At 64.7% G+C, this 16,973-nt stretch carries 15 protein-coding genes; 6 read left to right on the forward strand and 9 right to left on the reverse strand.

Annotated features, from left to right (window positions below; all coding sequences use genetic code 11):
* Nucleotides 1-27: 27 nt before the first annotated feature.
* The 3 genes from atpA to KJP29_RS15625 all read right to left on the reverse strand — a co-directional run bounded on the left by atpA (nt 28) and on the right by KJP29_RS15625 (nt 3,177).
* Entirely contained in the window at nt 28-1,569 is a 1,542-nt protein-coding gene (gene atpA, locus KJP29_RS15615; protein WP_218464449.1) for a F0F1 ATP synthase subunit alpha, read from the reverse strand.
* Nucleotides 1,570-1,571: 2 nt separating this feature from the next.
* Nucleotides 1,572-2,132, reverse strand: a complete 561-nt coding sequence (locus KJP29_RS15620; RefSeq protein ID WP_218464450.1) for a F0F1 ATP synthase subunit delta — start codon at nt 2,130-2,132, stop codon at nt 1,572-1,574.
* Nucleotides 2,133-2,427: 295 nt separating this feature from the next.
* On the reverse strand, nt 2,428-3,177 hold the full coding sequence (locus KJP29_RS15625) for a methyltransferase domain-containing protein (RefSeq protein ID WP_218464451.1): 750 nt from the start codon (nt 3,175-3,177) through the stop codon (nt 2,428-2,430).
* A gap of 100 nt (nt 3,178-3,277) precedes the next feature.
* Here KJP29_RS15625 and gloB point away from each other — a divergent pair, with 100 nt between their 5' ends.
* The gene (gene gloB / locus KJP29_RS15630; protein WP_218464452.1) at nt 3,278-4,045 is read left to right on the forward strand and encodes a hydroxyacylglutathione hydrolase; all 768 of its coding nucleotides are present in this window, start codon (nt 3,278-3,280) and stop codon (nt 4,043-4,045) included.
* A 154-nt stretch (nt 4,046-4,199) separates the two neighbouring features.
* Entirely contained in the window at nt 4,200-6,524 is a 2,325-nt protein-coding gene (gene clpA / locus KJP29_RS15635; RefSeq protein WP_218464453.1) for an ATP-dependent Clp protease ATP-binding subunit ClpA, read from the forward strand.
* 78 nt (nt 6,525-6,602) lie between these two features.
* Here clpA and KJP29_RS15640 read toward each other — a convergent pair whose 3' ends face one another.
* Nucleotides 6,603-7,628: a DUF2125 domain-containing protein gene (locus KJP29_RS15640; RefSeq protein ID WP_218464454.1), complete on the reverse strand. Its 1,026-nt coding sequence runs from the start codon at nt 7,626-7,628 to the stop codon at nt 6,603-6,605.
* Nucleotides 7,629-7,684: 56 nt separating this feature from the next.
* Between KJP29_RS15640 and KJP29_RS15645 the strand changes: the two genes are divergently transcribed.
* The 3 genes from KJP29_RS15645 to KJP29_RS15655 are packed head-to-tail and all read left to right on the forward strand — an operon-like array spanning nt 7,685 to nt 11,135.
* Complete coding sequence (locus KJP29_RS15645) at nt 7,685-8,254, forward strand: gamma-glutamylcyclotransferase (protein ID WP_218464455.1); 570 nt, start codon at nt 7,685-7,687, stop codon at nt 8,252-8,254.
* A 59-nt stretch (nt 8,255-8,313) separates the two neighbouring features.
* Entirely contained in the window at nt 8,314-9,495 is a 1,182-nt protein-coding gene (locus KJP29_RS15650) for a biopolymer transporter ExbB (protein ID WP_218464456.1), read from the forward strand.
* Nucleotides 9,495-11,135, forward strand: a complete 1,641-nt coding sequence (locus KJP29_RS15655) for a peptidoglycan -binding protein (RefSeq protein WP_218464457.1) — start codon at nt 9,495-9,497, stop codon at nt 11,133-11,135. The genes KJP29_RS15650 and KJP29_RS15655 overlap by 1 nt, the downstream gene beginning before the upstream one ends.
* 3 nt (nt 11,136-11,138) lie before the next feature.
* Here KJP29_RS15655 and KJP29_RS15660 read toward each other — a convergent pair whose 3' ends face one another.
* The 5 genes from KJP29_RS15660 to groES all read right to left on the reverse strand — a co-directional run bounded on the left by KJP29_RS15660 (nt 11,139) and on the right by groES (nt 16,218).
* On the reverse strand, nt 11,139-12,116 hold the full coding sequence (locus KJP29_RS15660) for a M23 family metallopeptidase (RefSeq protein ID WP_218464458.1): 978 nt from the start codon (nt 12,114-12,116) through the stop codon (nt 11,139-11,141).
* A gap of 40 nt (nt 12,117-12,156) precedes the next feature.
* A complete protein-coding gene (locus KJP29_RS15665) occupies nt 12,157-12,933 on the reverse strand; it encodes an alpha/beta fold hydrolase (RefSeq protein WP_255553633.1) in 777 nt (258 codons plus the stop codon).
* Nucleotides 12,930-14,063 carry a hypothetical protein gene (locus KJP29_RS15670; RefSeq protein WP_218464459.1) on the reverse strand — a complete coding sequence of 378 codons (1,134 nt, stop codon included), beginning with the start codon at nt 14,061-14,063 and terminating at the stop codon, nt 12,930-12,932. Before KJP29_RS15670 ends, KJP29_RS15665 begins: the two co-directional genes overlap by 4 nt.
* Nucleotides 14,064-14,250: 187 nt before the next feature.
* Nucleotides 14,251-15,885: a chaperonin GroEL gene (gene groL, locus KJP29_RS15675; protein ID WP_218464460.1), complete on the reverse strand. Its 1,635-nt coding sequence runs from the start codon at nt 15,883-15,885 to the stop codon at nt 14,251-14,253.
* Between the two features lie 45 nt (nt 15,886-15,930).
* Entirely contained in the window at nt 15,931-16,218 is a 288-nt protein-coding gene (gene groES, locus KJP29_RS15680) for a co-chaperone GroES (protein WP_218464461.1), read from the reverse strand.
* Between the two features lie 230 nt (nt 16,219-16,448).
* Here groES and KJP29_RS15685 point away from each other — a divergent pair, with 230 nt between their 5' ends.
* On the forward strand, nt 16,449-16,895 hold the full coding sequence (locus KJP29_RS15685; protein WP_218464462.1) for a hypothetical protein: 447 nt from the start codon (nt 16,449-16,451) through the stop codon (nt 16,893-16,895).
* The last annotated feature ends 78 nt before the right edge of the window (nt 16,896-16,973 follow it).

The following is a 16,973-nucleotide window of genomic DNA, read 5'->3' on the forward strand; positions in this document are numbered from 1 at the left end:
ACTGCCTCCTCCGGTGATCACCAACGATTAGGCCGTGAAGCCGTTTGCAAACTCGGAAATGGCGGCCTTGATCTTGTCGGCCAGCTCGTCCTTCACTTTGCGGTCGTTGTTGGTGATGTCGGCCAGCAGGTCGGCATGCTTCGTGCGCAGGTGGTTCAGGAGACCCGTTTCAAAGGTGCCGACGGCTTTCACCGGAACCTTGTCGAGGAAGCCGTTCGTGCCCGCGAAGATCACGCAGACGATTTCCGCGTTGGTCAGCGGCGAGTACTGCGGCTGCTTCATGAGCTCGGTCAGGCGCGCACCCCGGTTCAGGAGCTGCTGGGTGGCCGCGTCGAGGTCGGAGCCGAACTGGGCGAAGGCGGCCATCTCGCGGTACTGGGCGAGCGACAGTTTCACTGGACCCGCGACCGAGGACATCGCCTTGGTCTGGGCAGAGGACCCCACGCGCGACACCGACAGACCGGTGTTCACGGCCGGGCGGATGCCCTGGTAGAACAGTTCCGTCTCGAGGAAGATCTGGCCGTCGGTGATCGAGATCACGTTGGTCGGGATGAACGCCGACACGTCGCCGCCCTGGGTTTCGATGATCGGCAGCGCGGTGAGCGAGCCGGCACCGAAGTCTTCGTTCAGCTTCGCCGAACGCTCGAGCAGGCGGGAGTGCAGGTAGAACACGTCGCCCGGATAGGCTTCACGCCCCGGCGGACGGCGCAGAAGCAGCGACATCTGGCGGTAGGCGACGGCCTGTTTCGAGAGGTCATCGTAGATCATCAGGCCGTGACGGCCATTGTCGCGGAAGTATTCGCCCATCGCGGTCGCGGTATAGGGGGCGAGATACTGCATCGGAGCCGGGTCCGACGCGGTCGCGGCGACGACGATCGAGTATTCGATGGCGCCGGTTTCCTCGAGCTTCTTGACGAGTTGGGCAACGGTCGAGCGCTTCTGACCCACGGCGACGTAGATGCAATAGAGTTTCTTGGACTCGTCGTCGCCAGCGGCTTCGTTGTAGCTCTTCTGGTTCAGGATGGTGTCGAGCGCCACGGCGGTCTTGCCGGTCTGGCGGTCGCCGATGATCAGCTCGCGCTGGCCACGGCCGATCGGGATCATGGCGTCGATGGCCTTGAGGCCGGTCGCCATGGGTTCGTGCACCGATTTGCGCGGGATGATGCCCGGCGCCTTCACGTCCGCGACCGAACGGGTCGAGGATTTGATCGGGCCCTTGCCGTCGATCGGGTTGCCAAGGCCGTCCACGACCCGGCCCAGAAGCCCGTCGCCCACCGGAACGTCCACGATCGAGTTCGTGCGCTTGACGGTATCGCCTTCTTTGATGTCGCGGTCGGAGCCGAAGATAACCACACCGACGTTGTCGGCTTCGAGGTTCAGCGCCATACCCCGGATGCCACCGGGGAATTCGACCATCTCACCGGCCTGCACGTTGTCGAGGCCATAAACCCGCGCGATCCCGTCACCGACGGAGAGCACGCGGCCCACTTCTGCAACTTGAGCCTCTTGGCCAAAGTTCTTGATCTGCTCCTTGAGGATCGCAGAGATTTCGGCTGCTTGGATACCCATTCTTACCCGACCTCTTTCATGGAATTCTGAAGTGCGTTGAGGCGCGAGCGGATCGAGCTATCGATCATTTTCGAACCCACCTTGACGATAAGACCACCGATGAGGCTTTCATCGACGGTCGCGTTGATCTTGACGTCCTTGCCGACGCTCTCCTTGAGCGCCTTGGCGAGTTTGTCGGACTGCGCCTTGGTCAGCGCCTTGGCCGAGGTGACATCCGCCACCACTTCGCCTTTGTCCTCGGCGATGCGGGCGCGGAGCGCCGTCAGCAGCGCGGGCAGGATGAACAGACGGCGCTTTTGCGACATCACACCCAGCACGCCCGCCATCTGCGAGGACAGTTTCATTTTCGTGGCCAGAGCCGAAAGCGCCGATGCCTGTTCGTCGCGCGTATAGACGGGCGAGGAGATCAGGGACTTGAAATCGGCGCTGTCGGCGAGTGCGGCTTCAAGAGCGTCGAGGTCGCTTTCGACCGCCGCGAGTTTCTTCTCTTCCTTGGCCAGTTCAAAAACCGCCGAGGCGTAACGCTGGGCAATCCCAGAAGTAATCGAAGCCGGTTCCGACACGTCCACCCTTCCGATGCTTTAGCCCCTTGGTTGGGCTGCCTGTGGGGCAGTCCGGGGCGGCCTTGCGATGCCGCGCGAATGAGCGCCATCTGAAATTCAGCGGGGGTCTAGCAGGCAAATGTGAACCCTGCAACTATGAACGGCAGGTTTTGCGCTCACATCGGGCCGGAAGTCTGAACGGTTAGCAAAAACTGAATTATTGGCACATTCCGGACCCGGCCCACCGCAGTCTCGCACCCCTTTTCGCGCGCGCGGGCGACGGGCTACGGCCTCCCACGGCGAATCCCCGTGCGACCTAACCCTGTGGCTTCGGCTCCGCCGCGCCCAGACCTTCCAGCACTGACAGCGGCTTCTTCACCGCCGCGCCGAGACCGCCCTTGTGTTGGGCGCGCACCTGTTTCGAGACTTCCACCATGATCACGCCACCGACGATCGAAGGCACGCCCTTGCCGACCCGCTCCCACATCTGGCCGGACTTGAGCCAGAACCGGCGATGCGTGGGTGGCTGATAGAGCGCGCCCGTGTGGCGTTCCACGGCGAAGCCATGCGCCTTCAGCAGGGTTTCGAGCTGTCCGGCGGTATAGGGCCGCCCGTAGCCGAAGGGCGTCTTGTCGGACCGCGACCAGAGCCCTCCGCGGTTGGGCACGATGAACATCGCCTTCCCCCCGGGGCCAAGCACCCGGTAACACTCCTGCAAGAGCGCATCCGCGTTCTGAGAGGTCTCGAGCCCGTGCATGACGACGAGCTTGTCCACGATCCCCGTGTCGATGGGCCAGAGCACCTCTTCGCACAGGACCGAGACATTGGGCATCCCCGCAGGCCAGGGCATCACCCCCTGCGGTCCGGGCATGAGCCCGATGACCCGCCGCGCATCTGCCAGGAAGGGACGGAGCAGAGGCACCGAGAAGCCGAAGCCCACGACGGTCTGCCCTTTCACGTTCTCCGGCCAGAGCCGCAGAAGCTCGTCCCGCACATGGCGCTGCGCGGCGCGGCCCAGGGCCGAACGGTAATAGAAATTGCGAAGGTCCTGAACGTCCAGATGCATGGCCCCACGTTAGCGAAACACCGGCCCGTGACCAGTGCCCAATTCGGGGGCGCTTTTGCCTCTTGAGCCGCGCGGGTGCGACACCCATATTGGACCCGAAATGACACTGACCCTCGTTACCATCCCCTGCCGCGCCGACAACTACGCCTTTCTCGTCCACGACGAGGACACGGGCGAAACCGCGCTTTTCGATGCACCCGAAGCCGCGCCGATCCTCGCGGGCCTCGACGCACGCGGCTGGCGGCTCACGGACATCTTTCTGACCCACCACCACGGCGACCATATCGAGGGCGTGCCGGAGTTGCTTGCCGTCCACGATGCGCGGGTCATCGGCGCGGGCCACGACAAACACCGCCTGCCCGATCTCGACCTTGCCGTCGCGCCGGACGAGATCGTGAACTTCTCGAACCACGACGTCCAGGTCCTCGCCGCCGACGGCCACACCATCGGACACGTTGCCTACTACATGCCCGACGCGGGTGCCGCATTCACCGGCGACAGCCTCATGGCGCTCGGCTGCGGGCGGCTGTTCGAGGGCACGCCGGAGCAGATGTGGGAGACGCTGACGACCCTCGCCGCCCTGCCCGACGAGACGCTGATCTGTTCCGGTCACGAATATACCGCGTCGAACGCCAGGTTCGCCCTGTCGGTCGAGCCCCAGAACCCGGACCTGATTGCCCGGGCCGAGGCGACGACGGCGATGCGCGAACGCGGCGAATTCACGGTGCCGTCGACACTTTCGCTTGAAAAGGCAACCAATCCCTTCCTTCGTGCGTATCTACCACAGATGAAGGAAGCCATCGGACAGGAAAATGACTCCGATGCCGAGGTTTTCGCCGCTATCCGACGGGCCAAGGACAATTTCTAGGCCCGCCTGCAACGATCACCCGGCTGTGAGCGTTTTCTCGCCAGAAAACACTTGAAGATTGGCCGGGAACACCGATCCTTAATCATATGAGGCCACGGTCGAAGAGGACGGGCCCCAATCGTCCTCCCGACCCCGGAAACGAGGAGTGAACCACTTGCCCAGTTTTTCCAACACGCTAGAACAGGCCATCCATGCCGCGCTCGCTCATGCCAACGAACGCCAACATGAGCTTGCCACGCTGGAGCACCTGCTCCTCGCCCTGATCGACGAGCCCGACGCGGCCCGTGTGATGAAGGCGTGCAGCGTGGATCTGGAGGAGCTGCGCCAGACGCTCCTCAAGTATATCGACGACGAGCTGTCTGCCTTCGAAACCAATATCGAAGGCTCCGAAGCCGTCCCCACTGCCGCCTTCCAGCGCGTCATCCAGCGCGCCGCGATCCATGTGCAAAGCTCGGGGCGAACCGAAGTGACCGGGGCCAACGTCCTTGTCGCCATCTTCGCCGAGCGTGAATCCAATGCCGCCTACTTCCTGCAGGAGCAGGACATGACCCGTTACGACGCGGTCAACTACATCGCCCATGGCGTGGCCAAAGACCCGTCCTACGGCGAAACTCGCCCTGTCTCCGGCACCCCGGACTTCGAAGAGGCCACCAACGAGGGTGCGGACGAGGAAGCAAAGGACTCGGCCTTGGGCAAGTATTGCGTCGATCTCAACGCAAAGGCACGGGCGGGCGACATCGACCCGCTCATCGGGCGCGACCAGGAGGTCGAACGCTGCATTCAGGTCCTGTGCCGCCGGCGCAAGAACAACCCGCTCCTCGTGGGTGACCCCGGCGTGGGCAAGACCGCCATCGCCGAAGGTCTCGCCATGAAGATCGAGGCAGGTGAAACGCCGGAGGTTCTGTCCGAAACCACCATCTTTTCACTCGATATGGGCGCGCTCCTGGCCGGCACGCGATATCGCGGCGACTTCGAGGAACGGCTGAAGGCGGTCGTGACCGAGCTCGAAAACCACCCCGACGCGGTGCTCTTCATCGACGAAATCCACACCGTCATCGGTGCCGGTGCGACGTCGGGCGGCGCAATGGATGCCTCGAACCTCCTGAAGCCCGCGCTTCAGGGCGGCAAGCTCCGTTGCATGGGCTCGACCACCTACAAGGAATTCCGCCAGCACTTCGAAAAGGACCGCGCGCTGTCGCGTCGCTTCCAGAAGATCGACGTGAACGAACCCACGGTGGAAGACACGATCAAGATCCTCAAGGGCCTCAAGCCCTACTTCGAGGATCACCACCACATCAAATACACCAACGACGCGATCAAGACCGCGGTGGAGCTGTCCAGCCGTTACATCAACGACCGGAAGCTTCCCGACAAGGCCATCGACGTGATCGACGAGGCGGGCGCGGCCCAGCACCTCGTCGCCGCGTCCAAGCGCCGCAAGTCGATCGGGGCCAAGGAGATCGAGGAAATCATCGCCAAGATCGCCCGCATCCCGCCGAAGTCGGTATCCAAGGACGATCAGGAGGTGCTGCGCGACCTCGAAGGGGCACTGAAGCGCGTGGTCTTCGGGCAGGACAACGCCATCGACGCGCTGTCCTCGGCGATCAAGCTCTCGCGGGCCGGTCTGCGGGACCCGGAAAAGCCGATCGGCAACTACCTCTTCGCCGGGCCGACCGGCGTCGGGAAGACCGAAGTGGCGCGGCAACTGGCCGATACGCTGGGCGTGGAACTGCTGCGCTTCGACATGTCGGAATACATGGAGAAACACGCGGTCTCGCGCCTCATCGGTGCCCCGCCCGGCTATGTCGGCTTCGATCAGGGCGGCCTCCTGACCGATGGTGTCGACCAGCATCCGCATTGCGTGCTGCTGCTGGACGAGATCGAAAAGGCGCACCCGGATGTCTACAACATCCTCCTTCAGGTCATGGACCACGGCCAGCTCACCGACCACAACGGTCGCACGGTGAACTTCCGCAACGTGGTGCTCATCATGACCTCGAACGCAGGCGCCACCGAACAGGCGAAAGAGGCCATCGGCTTCGGTCGGGCGCGTCGCGAGGGCGAGGATACCGCCGCCATCGAGCGCACCTTCACGCCGGAGTTCCGCAACCGTCTCGATGCCGTGATCGCTTTCGCCCCACTTGGCAAAGAGGTGATCATGCAGATCGTCGAGAAGTTCGTGACGCAGCTCGAAGCGCAACTCATGGACCGCCACGTTTCCATCGAGCTCACGCCGAAGGCCGCGGCCTGGCTGGGCGACAAGGGCTACGACGACAAGATGGGCGCCCGCCCGCTTGGCCGAGTGATCCAGGAGCACATCAAGAAGCCGCTGGCCGAAGAGCTTCTCTTCGGGCGGTTGGTCAAGGGCGGCCACGTGAAAGTGGGCGTCAAGGATGGCGAGATCGACCTGCGCATCGAAGAGCCGGGCAAACCGCAGATCACATCGAAGAAGAAGCCGCCGCTCCTGACGGCGGACTGATACCGCGACAGAAGCGAACAGAAGGACCGGCATCTCGCCGGTCCTTTTTCTTTTATGTCAATCTCTTGCGCGCAGATTTTAAGGCAATGCGATAACCGGAGCCGGTCCCAGCGGGATCGGCCCGAGCGAGACCATCCCATTGGCAAAGCCGAGCGCCACGTCGAGCGTCTCGGGATCGCCCGAGGCCCGCGCGATCAGCCCCGCGGCCTGTTCCACCACCTGCGCCATCGAGCGGGGCAGCGCCCCCGACGCCTCGGCCAGCGCGATGATGTCACGCCAGTTCCGGGCGTTCACCTGCACCTTGCCGGTAGGCACCCCCTGCGCATCGACCGTCAGCCTGCCCTCCATGGACAGCTCCAATTCACCCCAGGAGGCGGCCAGGGCGGTCAGGTCGATCTCGCGCGGTTGCGGTCGGCGCACCTCGATCGCGGCCCGGTCCCAGGGTGCATCGAAGGTGATCGTGGAGCGGATTTCGAGCCCCTCCATCACATTTTCCACCACCCCCGACCGGCGCGCGCGCTGAAGGAAGGCGGCATCCGGCTCGAACCCTTCGACGGTCAGCACGATGTCATATTGGTTCGCCACGCCCTCCGGCGTTTCGCGCAGGAAGAGCTTTGCAAGATCGGCCCGCGTCTCCCACCCCAGCGAAGACGCTATCCGCCCCCCCTCCATCACCACATTCGCCCGCGAGAGCGGGAGGGAAAGCTCCGGCCTGACCGCCGCCGAGGCCCGGAAATCGTCCGAGGTGAGGTCATGCGTGGCGCGCGGCGTGACATAGGTCTGCTCGCCCGGAAGGACCGCGATCACCTGCGTCGGCTGATAGACAAGCGCCAGAAGCTGCAGGACCGGCGCGGACCAGCCCACGCCCGTCTCGGGGTCGAAGAGGTTCAGTTCCGTGACCGTCGTATCAAGACGGTTGGGAAAGCCCGCCGTGTCGAGGCTCGCATACTCCGCGGTCCATCCTTCGTCGCGGCGGTCCTGAAACCAGCCCGCAAAGGCACGTTCGGCCCCCATCGATGCCACGACCCAGAAGCCGCCCCACCCCACAAAGACCAGCACGATCACGGCAATGATCGCCTTGGGAATCCACATCGGGTTGCGCATGACGGCCTCTCTGTTAGCTTCGCCCGTCTTAACCACGGCCTTCACGAAGGGAAAGCATGACGGACGATCTTTGGGTATTCGGCTATGGCTCGCTCCTGTGGAATCCGGGTTTCACCCACGAAGAAACCGTGCTTGCCACCCTCGACGGATATGCCCGATCCTTCTGCATGCGCTCGATCCACCATCGCGGCACGGTCGAGGATCCCGGGCTCGTCCTCGCGCTCGATGCCGAAGCTGGCGCCTCCTGCGCCGGGCTCGCCTTTCGCGTGGCCGCCCACCACCGCGAGGCCACCCTCGCCTATCTGCGCGAACGTGAACTCATCTCCTCGGCCTATCTCGAAACCTGGCTGCCGCTCACCCTCGCCGACGGGCGACAGGTCGAGACCGTGGTCTACGTCATCGACCCCGACCACGTGCAATACTGCCACCTTTCGCTCGAAGAACAGGCGCGCATCATCGCCGTCGCCAAAGGCGGGCGCGGTCCGAACAGCGACTATCTCTTCAATACCGCCGACCACCTGACCGAGATCGGCATCGAGGACCCCGACCTGACCTGGCTTGCCCGGGAAGTGCGCCGCCTCACGGCCGGTCAGGACCTTGGTCCGGGACACTCTCTGCCCTTGTGAGGCAAAGGCTTACCCCCTATCCTCCCCCTAACGACACAAGCCCCAAGGGAGCCCTGCGCATGGAGCAGACGGAGCGCGGGCCGGATCGCGCGTTGGACCGCGGATCGGAACCGAAATTTACCCGCCCGTTCCGCCAGATCATGACGATGCTCGTGGTCATGGCCCTTTTCGCCCTGGGAGTGTTCTTCGCGCTGCCCAAGGTGCTGCCGGTCTTCCTGGCCAATATCTATCTCAATGCCTTCATCGGCTTCGTCTTCGTGATCGGGCTTGTCGCCTGCTGGTGGCAGGTCTTCCAGATCGCCAACTCGGTGGGATGGATCAAGCGCTTCGTGGGCGGGGTGGAAACCGACCTGACGCCGCCGCGTCTGCTTGCGCCGCTGGCCGCGCTCCTGCGTGACCGGCGCGAGAGGATGCAGATCGGCGCGTCCTCCACCCGCTCGATCCTCGATTCCGTCGCCCAGCGGATCGACGAAGAACGCGACATCACGCGCTATATTACCAACCTTTTGATCTTCCTCGGACTTCTCGGGACCTTCTTCGGCCTCGCCACCACCGTCCCGGCGGTCGTGGACACCATTCGGTCCCTCGCCCCGGCTGAAGGCGAGGCCGGCGTCGAGGTCTTCGACCGGCTCATGACCGGGCTCGAGGCACAGCTTGGCGGCATGGGCACGGCCTTCTCCTCGTCGCTCCTCGGTCTGGCCGGTTCACTGGTCGTCGGACTATTGGAGCTTTTCGCGACCCACGGCCAGAACCGCTTCTACCGCGAGCTTGAGGAATGGCTCTCCACCATCACCCGCGTCGGCTTTGCCCCCGGTGACGATAGTCAGGGCGAGGCGGGCGTCACCGCATACCTTCTGCATATGGCCGAACAGATCGATGGGATGCGTCAGGCCATCGAGCATTCCGAACAGGGACGCGCCACCACCGACGCGCGGCTCTGGCAGATGGTCGACGCGGTCGAACGGCTCGCCACCAATATCGCCGAAACCCGCGATACCGCGCCCCAGCTCAACCGCATTGCGGAAGGCACAGAACGGCTTGCCGCGCTGATCGAGGTGCAGGGTGGCGAAGCGGATCAGGCGACGACCGCCGAAACCCGCATGCGCCTGCGTTCGATCGACGTGCAGCTTCTGCGCATCCTTGAGGAAATGGCCGCAGGTCGGCAGGAAACCATGTCCGAACTGCGCGCCGACATCTCGGCGCTGACCCGCACGATCCGGCAACTCGGAGGGCAGAAATAATGGCCCTCGCCCGTCGTTCCGTCCGCAACGTCTCCGGCACGATCTGGCCGGGCTTCGTGGACGCGATGACGGCGCTGCTGCTGGTCCTGATGTTCGTACTGACGATCTTCATGGTCGTGCAGTTCGTGTTGCGCGAACAGATCTCCGGGCAGGCGACCGAGCTTGACGCGCTCTCGCTGCAAGTGGCTGATCTGGCCGATGCGCTGGGGCTCGAACGGCAGACGACGGCGAACCTGCGCGAAGAAGTGGGCAGCCTGACCGCGACGCTCACCGGGGTGCGCGCCGAGAACGACGCCCAGGTGGCGCGCATCGCCGAACTGACCGCCCAATCCGAAGCTCAGGCCGCGCGCATCGCGAGTTTCGAGGATCAGGTGGCAACCCTTCTGGCCGAGCGGGATCAGGCGATTGCCCAAGGCACCCAGCTTGCTGCCGACATCGAAGACCTCGAAGCCGCCCGCGCCCAGCTCATCGACGAAAAAGAGGCCCTGCAACTGGCCCTCGCCCGCGCCCGAGAGGAAGTGGACAGCGAGGCGGAAGCCGCCCGGCTCGCCGCTGCCCGGCGCGAGGCCGTGGAAGCTATGCTCGCCGAGATGCAGGCCGAGAATACGGACCTTCAGGCCCGGATTTCCGACCAGCAGGCAACCATCGACGACGCCGAGGCTGCACGGCTTGCCGATGCGGCCGCACTCGAAGCCCTGCGCACGCGGCTCGAGAACGCCGACGACGAGATCACCGCCATGTCGCTCGCCCTCGAGGAACAGCGCAAGCGCGCCGAAGAGACCCTCACTCTCCTCGCCGCCGCCCGCGCCTCGCAGGAGGATCTCGAAGCCGCCCGCGACGCGGCCCTCACCGAAGCCGAACGCCGCGCGGCCCTTCTCACCACCGCGAACGAAGCGCTTTCGGGCGAAGAGGCCGCCAGCGCCGAAGCGCAGCGCAAGGTGGCGCTGCTCAACGAACAGGTTGCGGCGCTGCGCACCCAGCTTGGCAACCTTCAGGACGTGCTCGACGAATCCGAGCAGAAGGACGAAGCCGCGCAGGTCCAGATCGAAGCGCTCGGATCACGGCTCAACACCGCCCTCGCCCAGGTGGCAGCGGAACAACGCCGCCGCGCCGCGCTCGAACAGGCCGAGGCCGAACGGCTTGCTGCCGAGGCCGAGCGACTGGCCGCCGAGAACCTCGACCTCGCCTCCTATCGTTCCGAGTTCTTCGGCAAGCTCCGGCAGGTGCTGGGTGACCGAGAAGGCGTGCGCATCGAAGGCGACCGCTTCGTGTTTTCCTCCGAGGTGCTTTTCGACGTGGGCGCTGCGGAGATGTCGGAAGAGGGCCAACAACAGATCGCGGGCGTGGCCAATATCCTGCTTGACGTGGCCGGGGATATCCCGGAGGGCATCGACTGGATCCTCCGGGTCGATGGCCACACCGACAGTCAGCCGGTGCGCGGCGGTCGTTGGGACGACAACTGGCAACTCAGTCAAGCGCGCGCGCTTTCCGTCGTGCGGTTCATGCAGGACGATCTGGGCTTTCCGCCCGAACGGCTTGTGGCCGCCGGCTTTGGCGAGTTCCAGCCCCTCATGCCCGGCGACAGTCCCGAGGCACTGGCCGCGAACCGGCGCATCGAACTCAAACTCACCGAGAAATGACGCCTACTCGACCGCGACGCTGGTTTCCGCGCGGTCGATGATCGCCCCTCCCCGCAATACCTCGATCGCGACACGGTAGACACCCACGGGCCAGCCGCCCGCCGGCTGCCGCTTGCCGGCTGCCCGGAAGTAGAGCGCCTGCTTGCGCTCGACCTCCTGAGGCGCGTCGATCAGGACGCTCCCGTCCGGCTGCGTGATGACGATGCGCATTTCGTCGCCGGCCCGCCCACCGTGGGCAAGTCCCCAGGCGACCAGCGCGTCGGCCATGGCGGGTAGCGCGTCATGCGCCGCGCTTCCGTCCTTCACCGCCTTGAAGGCGGGCACCGCGATATCCATTCCCACCGACACGATCCCGCCGGGCACATGCGCGAGCGGCCTGTCCCAGAGGTCATCGTCCGGCCCGTCGTCCTCGCCACAACTGGTGATCCCGTCGGTGTTGAACGGGTCCACCGGGCGGCCGTTTTCGCGCACGGCCAGATGCACATGCGGGAACTGGGTCATACCGGAAAAGCCCACCCGCCCCAGGACCGTCGAATTGGTCACGCGCTCGCCTTCCCGGACCAGCACGCTGCCCTTCTTCAGGTGGCAATACTGAGTCTCCCAGCCGCCGCCGTGGTCTATCACGACACCGTTGCCGCATTCATGGGCGCGCAGGATCACCTCGGGCGTGCCGTCCATGCCGGTGTCTTCCATGCCGTCTCGTAGGGCGGTCACAACGCCCGGCGCGGCCGGATGCACGCGCACGCCGGCGTCCATTGCGGCAAAGGATGTCAGCGCGAAATCGGTGCCCTTGTGGCCGTCATAGCTCTGCGGCCCACAGGTGAAATCCGCCGCCCCCGGCCCCGGGTCAGCATCCATGTAGTTCAGGACGAAACAGTCCTCTCCCAATGCGCAGTCGAGCGGCAGGGACAGGATCGGGTCGCGCGCAAAAGCTGCGGAGGGCAGTGCCGCGACGAGGGCAAGAAGGAGCGTTTGCATCATGGCCGGACGATAGACCTCTGCCCCGCCCGAGGGAAGCGCGTCATTGACCGCTTTCGATGTCCTCGACGATCTCTTCCACCGCGCCCGTCAGCGTCAGGTCATGATCGAAGGCGCCCTGTTCCAGAAACAGCAGCACCTCGGCGATCACCGTGGGGTTCGACATCAGGAAGGTATGGGTGACCGGCAGCACGATATGGTCATCCATGCCCTGGATCATCGTGGACTCAACGCTGACCTTGCCGTCGTCTGGCCCCGGCAACATCGAGGAGAACACCGGGTTCAGCGATCTGTCCCCCGCGATCACGCCAAGCTCGAAATCCGGCAGGCTCAAGGCGTTGGGCGTCGATCCCGGCTCGGTCCCCAGTTGAAGCCCCGCGGGCCCCATCAGCCACTGATAGGGCGCGAGGTCCCGAAAGGCGTCCACCACCTCCGACCCCTGGTTGGGGGGGGCGAGCATCACGACCCGGCCCATTTCCTCGGGCCGGTTGTCTTCGAGCCAGGCGCGCACGAGGATGCCGCCCAGGCTGTGCGTGACGAAACTTACCCGTTGCGCGCCACAGGCAGTGACAGCACCGGGCACGGCCTCTTCGACCAGTTCCGCAATGGGCGCCTTGGTCGAAGGGTAGTCGACGTTCACCACGTCGTATCCCGCGCCCTCAAGGGCTTCTTCCATGACAACCATGGAGTTTGGCGTGCGCGCCAACCCGTGGATCAGGACCACGCAGTCCGACCACGCTGGCCCGGCAAGGACCGAGGCCAGCACCGCCAAGGCCGGCCAGCGTTGGCCGAGGAACCGGGTCTTCGCCGTCACCGTCATACGGCCTGCCGGAAGCTTGGCGCGAAGAGGCGGATGACCAGCGCCCCGACACCGATCAGCAGCACTGCGACGACCGCGATCCAGCCGACGAAAGGCACGAGGCCGACAATCGTCAGGAGCGTCGCGCCGACGAAGGCCGCGATGATCCGGTCCGCCGTGGAGTCAGGCAGCCCCTGCCCGGCGGCCTGCACCGCCCAGACTCCCAGCAGGAAGGCCCCGATCACGTAGCCCGCGATCCCGGTCAGCACGGCGAGCGCCATGGTGAAAGGTGTCAGGAGAAGGCCGATCCCCGTCATCGCCACTACCACGGTCGAGCCGATCGCTGCGGCAAGCCCCAGTGCCCCGAGCCAGAGGCTCCGCCCCGGCTGCGCGAGCGCCCCTTCGCGAAGGCTTTGCGTGAAGCGCGGCGCGACGGCGGCGAAGATCCCGGCCACCAGCGTCGTGAGGATAATGCCCCCCAAGAGCCCGCCGATCCGGGCCAGGACCGAGCGCTCTTCGACCGGCGCGTCACCGGCTTCCTCTTCCCAGCGGTCGATGCTGCGGAATTCGACCTGATTTGCCGGGGCCACGCGTTCCGGCACGGCGATGTCGTCTGGATCCTCGGCATAGACCCGCACCGTGCCTGCAACCCGTGCATCTTCGCCCCAGATCACCTCTCCCGCAGAAATGGCAAGATCGCCGCCGATGCTGCCATCGACCTCGACCGTTTCGCCGCCAAGGATCGCGCTACCCGCGACCGGCGCATCGAGCACGACATCGCCGCCCATGGCCCGCAGATTGCCGCTGACCGATTCGCCGATCTCCACATTGTTTCCAAGGAAGGTCCCGTTGCCGGTCACCGACCCGTCGACCTCGACCGTCATCCCCGCGGCATAGGCGTTGCCGCCGACGCGCCCGTCCAGGTCGACCGTGCGGCCGGCCAGATGGGCGGAGCCGTTGATATCCGAGCCAAGCGTCACCCGCCCACCCGCGGCAAAGACATCGCCCAGCCCTTCGTCGGAGACGGAAACGCTGCGCCCGGCCGCGAAGCGATCGCCCCCGATCTCGAACCCGCGGTCCTGCGCCATGACCGGCGTGGACAATGGAATGGCCGCAATCAGAAGTGCGGTGAGAAATGCGAAACGTGCCATGATGTGTCCCTTCTTCGTCCGTGATCCTCACATAGGGAAGCGATGCGATGGTTTTAAGACGACGGCACGCCGCACGAAAGAAAAGGGCCGGGCAATCGCCCGACCCTTCCCTTTTCTCGGTGGCCGTCCGGGGCATGGCGCACCGCGCCCCGGTCAAGCCGCTGACCCGCCGAAGCGGACCGGCGTCTTACATCATGCCGCCCATGCCGCCCATGTCGGGCATACCGCCGCCAGCACCTTTCGGCTCCGGCTTCTCGGCGACCATGGCTTCCGTCGTGATCAGCAGACCGGCGATCGAGGCCGCGTCTTCCAGCGCGGTGCGGGTGACTTTGGCCGGGTCGATGACGCCGAACTTGAACATGTCGCCATATTCTTCGGTCTGCGCGTTGAAGCCAAAGGTCAGGTCGGAGGATTCGCGGACCTTGCCGGCCACGACCGCACCGTCCACACCGGCGTTCTCGGCGATCTGACGCAGCGGAGCTTCCAGCGCGCGGCGCACGATGGCGATCCCGGCGTTCTGGTCGCTGTTGGCACCGGTGACGCCTTCGAGCGTCTTGCCAGCTTGCACGAGAGCGACACCGCCGCCCACGATCACGCCTTCCTGCACCGCAGCGCGGGTCGCGTTCAGCGCATCGTCCACGCGGTCCTTGCGCTCTTTCACTTCGACTTCGGTCATGCCGCCGACCTTGATCACGGCCACACCGCCGGCGAGTTTCGCAACACGCTCCTGCAGCTTCTCACGGTCGTAGTCCGAGGTGGTCTCTTCGATCTGGGTGCGGATCTGGGCCACGCGGGCTTCGATCTCGGCCTTGTCGCCAGCGCCGTCGACGATCGTGGTGTTCTCTTTCGAGATGTTGATCGTCTTCGCGGTGCCGAGCATGTCCATCGACACGTTCTCGAGCTTCATGCCGAGATCTTCCGAGATCACCTGACCACCGGTCAGGATCGCGATGTCCTGCAGCATGGCCTTGCGGCGATCGCCGAAGCCCGGAGCCTTGACGGCAGCAATTTTCAGACCGCCGCGCAGCTTGTTCACCACGAGCGTGGCAAGCGCTTCGCCTTCCACGTCTTCAGCAATGATGAGGAGCGGTTTCTGCGACTGGATCACCTGCTCGAGGAGCGGCACGAGCGGCTGGAGCGACGAGAGCTTTTTCTCGTGCAGCAGCACGAGGCAATCGTCGAGTTCCGCGATCATCTTGTCGGGGTTGGTCACGAAGTAGGGCGACAGGTAGCCACGGTCGAACTGCATGCCTTCGACGACATCCACTTCGGTTTCCATGCCCTTGTTTTCTTCGACGGTGATGACACCCTCGTTGCCGACTTTCTGCATCGCGTCCGCGATGAAGCGGCCGATCTGGGCCTCGCCGTTGGCCGAAATGGTGCCGACCTGAGCGACTTCATCCGAATCCGTCACGTCACGGGCAGCCGACTTGATCGCTTCCACGACCTTGGCGGTGGCCACGTCGATGCCGCGCTTGAGGTCCATCGGGTTCATGCCGGCGGCGACGGCTTTCATGCCCTCGGTCACGATGGCCTGAGCCAGAACGGTCGCGGTGGTGGTGCCGTCACCGGCTTCGTCATTGGTGCGCGAGGCCACTTCCTTGACCATCTGGGCGCCCATGTTTTCGAACTTGTCTTCCAGTTCGATTTCCTTGGCGACCGAGACACCGTCCTTCGTGATGCGCGGGGCGCCGAAGGATTTGTCGAGGACCACGTTGCGGCCTTTCGGGCCGAGGGTCACTTTCACCGCGTCGGCGAGGATGTTGACGCCCTTGAGCATCTTGTTGCGCGCGTCGGTGTTGAATTTGACTTCTTTAGCCATTGTCAGCTCCTAAGTCTGAAATTTCGTGTGAGAACCGGCGACGGATCAGGCGATGATGCCCATGATGTCGGATTCTTTCATGATCAGCATTTCTTTACCGTCGAGCGTGATTTCAGTGCCCGACCATTTGCCAAAGAGGATGCGGTCGCCTTCCTTGACGTCCAGCGCGATGCGCTCGCCGTCTTCGTCCTTGGCACCGGCGCCAACGGCAACGACTTTGCCTTCTGCGGGTTTTTCCTTGGCGCTGTCGGGGATGATCAGGCCGCCCTTGGTTTTTTCTTCGCTCTCGACGCGTTCCACGAGAACGCGGTCATGAAGGGGAGTAAATGCCATCTCTGAGGCTCCTCAACTCGGTTGTCTCTAGCGGGGCCGCGGCCCCTTAGCACTCACGTCCGGCGAGTGCTAACGACGCATAGCTAGGAGGTGGTCACGGGCCTGTCAACGACTTGTGTCGGGAAATTTTTGCGCGCCTCGGAACTTTTTTGCCTCGGGCGCACCAGGCGCGTTGCGCCACGCCTGACAGGTGGGGATAGTGGTCGCATATTTCAAAGAGGATCTTTCAAATGCGCCGAATTTTGCTCCCCCTTTGCCTGCTTCCCCTGCCCGTGATGGCACAGGACGAAGAGGTTCACCCCTACACCAAGTCCAACATCGCCCCCGTCACCCTGGGCGTGCGGGACGAGGCCGAGGACGGCTGCTGGACCAACGCCGCCGCGGCCCCCGCGCTGGCCAAGGCGGCGCTCGAGGCGGCGGGAATCGCCTATACCGACGATCCGGCGGCGGCGAAGACCACCCTGTTTCTGTTTGTCGACACTTCGCGCGACGGCGGCTGCTACGGCAACATCACCATCGACCTGCGCGGCGATGTGACATGGGACGGACATGCCGTGCGCGCGGTGTTGCGGGACGCGGGGGCGAACTTCAAAGGCGTGGACAGCCTGAACCCCGTCATCCCACAAGTGCTCGACCATTTCGTGGGCAACCAACTGGGGGCCTTTCCGGCGAACTGAGCAAGTCCGCCCGGGTGCCGCGACCGCTCGGACCCCACGTCACGGTTGCCCGGGTCCCTCTGGACGAGGATGTTCGCC

It is taken from the genome of Maritimibacter sp. DP1N21-5 (assembly GCF_019218295.1).
GTDB lineage: Bacteria > Pseudomonadota > Alphaproteobacteria > Rhodobacterales > Rhodobacteraceae > Maritimibacter.

Coding starts and splice junctions, on each gene's coding strand:
- atpA (WP_218464449.1), bottom strand. CDS start 1,569: ATGGGTATCCAAGCAGCCGAAATCTCTGCGATCCTCAAGGAGCAGATC.
- KJP29_RS15655 (WP_218464457.1), top strand. CDS start 9,495: ATGGCCCTCGCCCGTCGTTCCGTCCGCAACGTCTCCGGCACGATCTGG.
- KJP29_RS15650 (WP_218464456.1), top strand. CDS start 8,314: ATGGAGCAGACGGAGCGCGGGCCGGATCGCGCGTTGGACCGCGGATCG.
- groES (WP_218464461.1), bottom strand. CDS start 16,218: ATGGCATTTACTCCCCTTCATGACCGCGTTCTCGTGGAACGCGTCGAG.
- KJP29_RS15670 (WP_218464459.1), bottom strand. CDS start 14,063: ATGGCACGTTTCGCATTTCTCACCGCACTTCTGATTGCGGCCATTCCA.
- KJP29_RS15665 (WP_255553633.1), bottom strand. CDS start 12,933: ATGACGGTGACGGCGAAGACCCGGTTCCTCGGCCAACGCTGGCCGGCC.
- KJP29_RS15625 (WP_218464451.1), bottom strand. CDS start 3,177: ATGCATCTGGACGTTCAGGACCTTCGCAATTTCTATTACCGTTCGGCC.
- KJP29_RS15640 (WP_218464454.1), bottom strand. CDS start 7,628: ATGCGCAACCCGATGTGGATTCCCAAGGCGATCATTGCCGTGATCGTG.
- gloB (WP_218464452.1), top strand. CDS start 3,278: ATGACACTGACCCTCGTTACCATCCCCTGCCGCGCCGACAACTACGCC.
- KJP29_RS15645 (WP_218464455.1), top strand. CDS start 7,685: ATGACGGACGATCTTTGGGTATTCGGCTATGGCTCGCTCCTGTGGAAT.
- KJP29_RS15685 (WP_218464462.1), top strand. CDS start 16,449: ATGCGCCGAATTTTGCTCCCCCTTTGCCTGCTTCCCCTGCCCGTGATG.
- groL (WP_218464460.1), bottom strand. CDS start 15,885: ATGGCTAAAGAAGTCAAATTCAACACCGACGCGCGCAACAAGATGCTC.
- KJP29_RS15660 (WP_218464458.1), bottom strand. CDS start 12,116: ATGATGCAAACGCTCCTTCTTGCCCTCGTCGCGGCACTGCCCTCCGCA.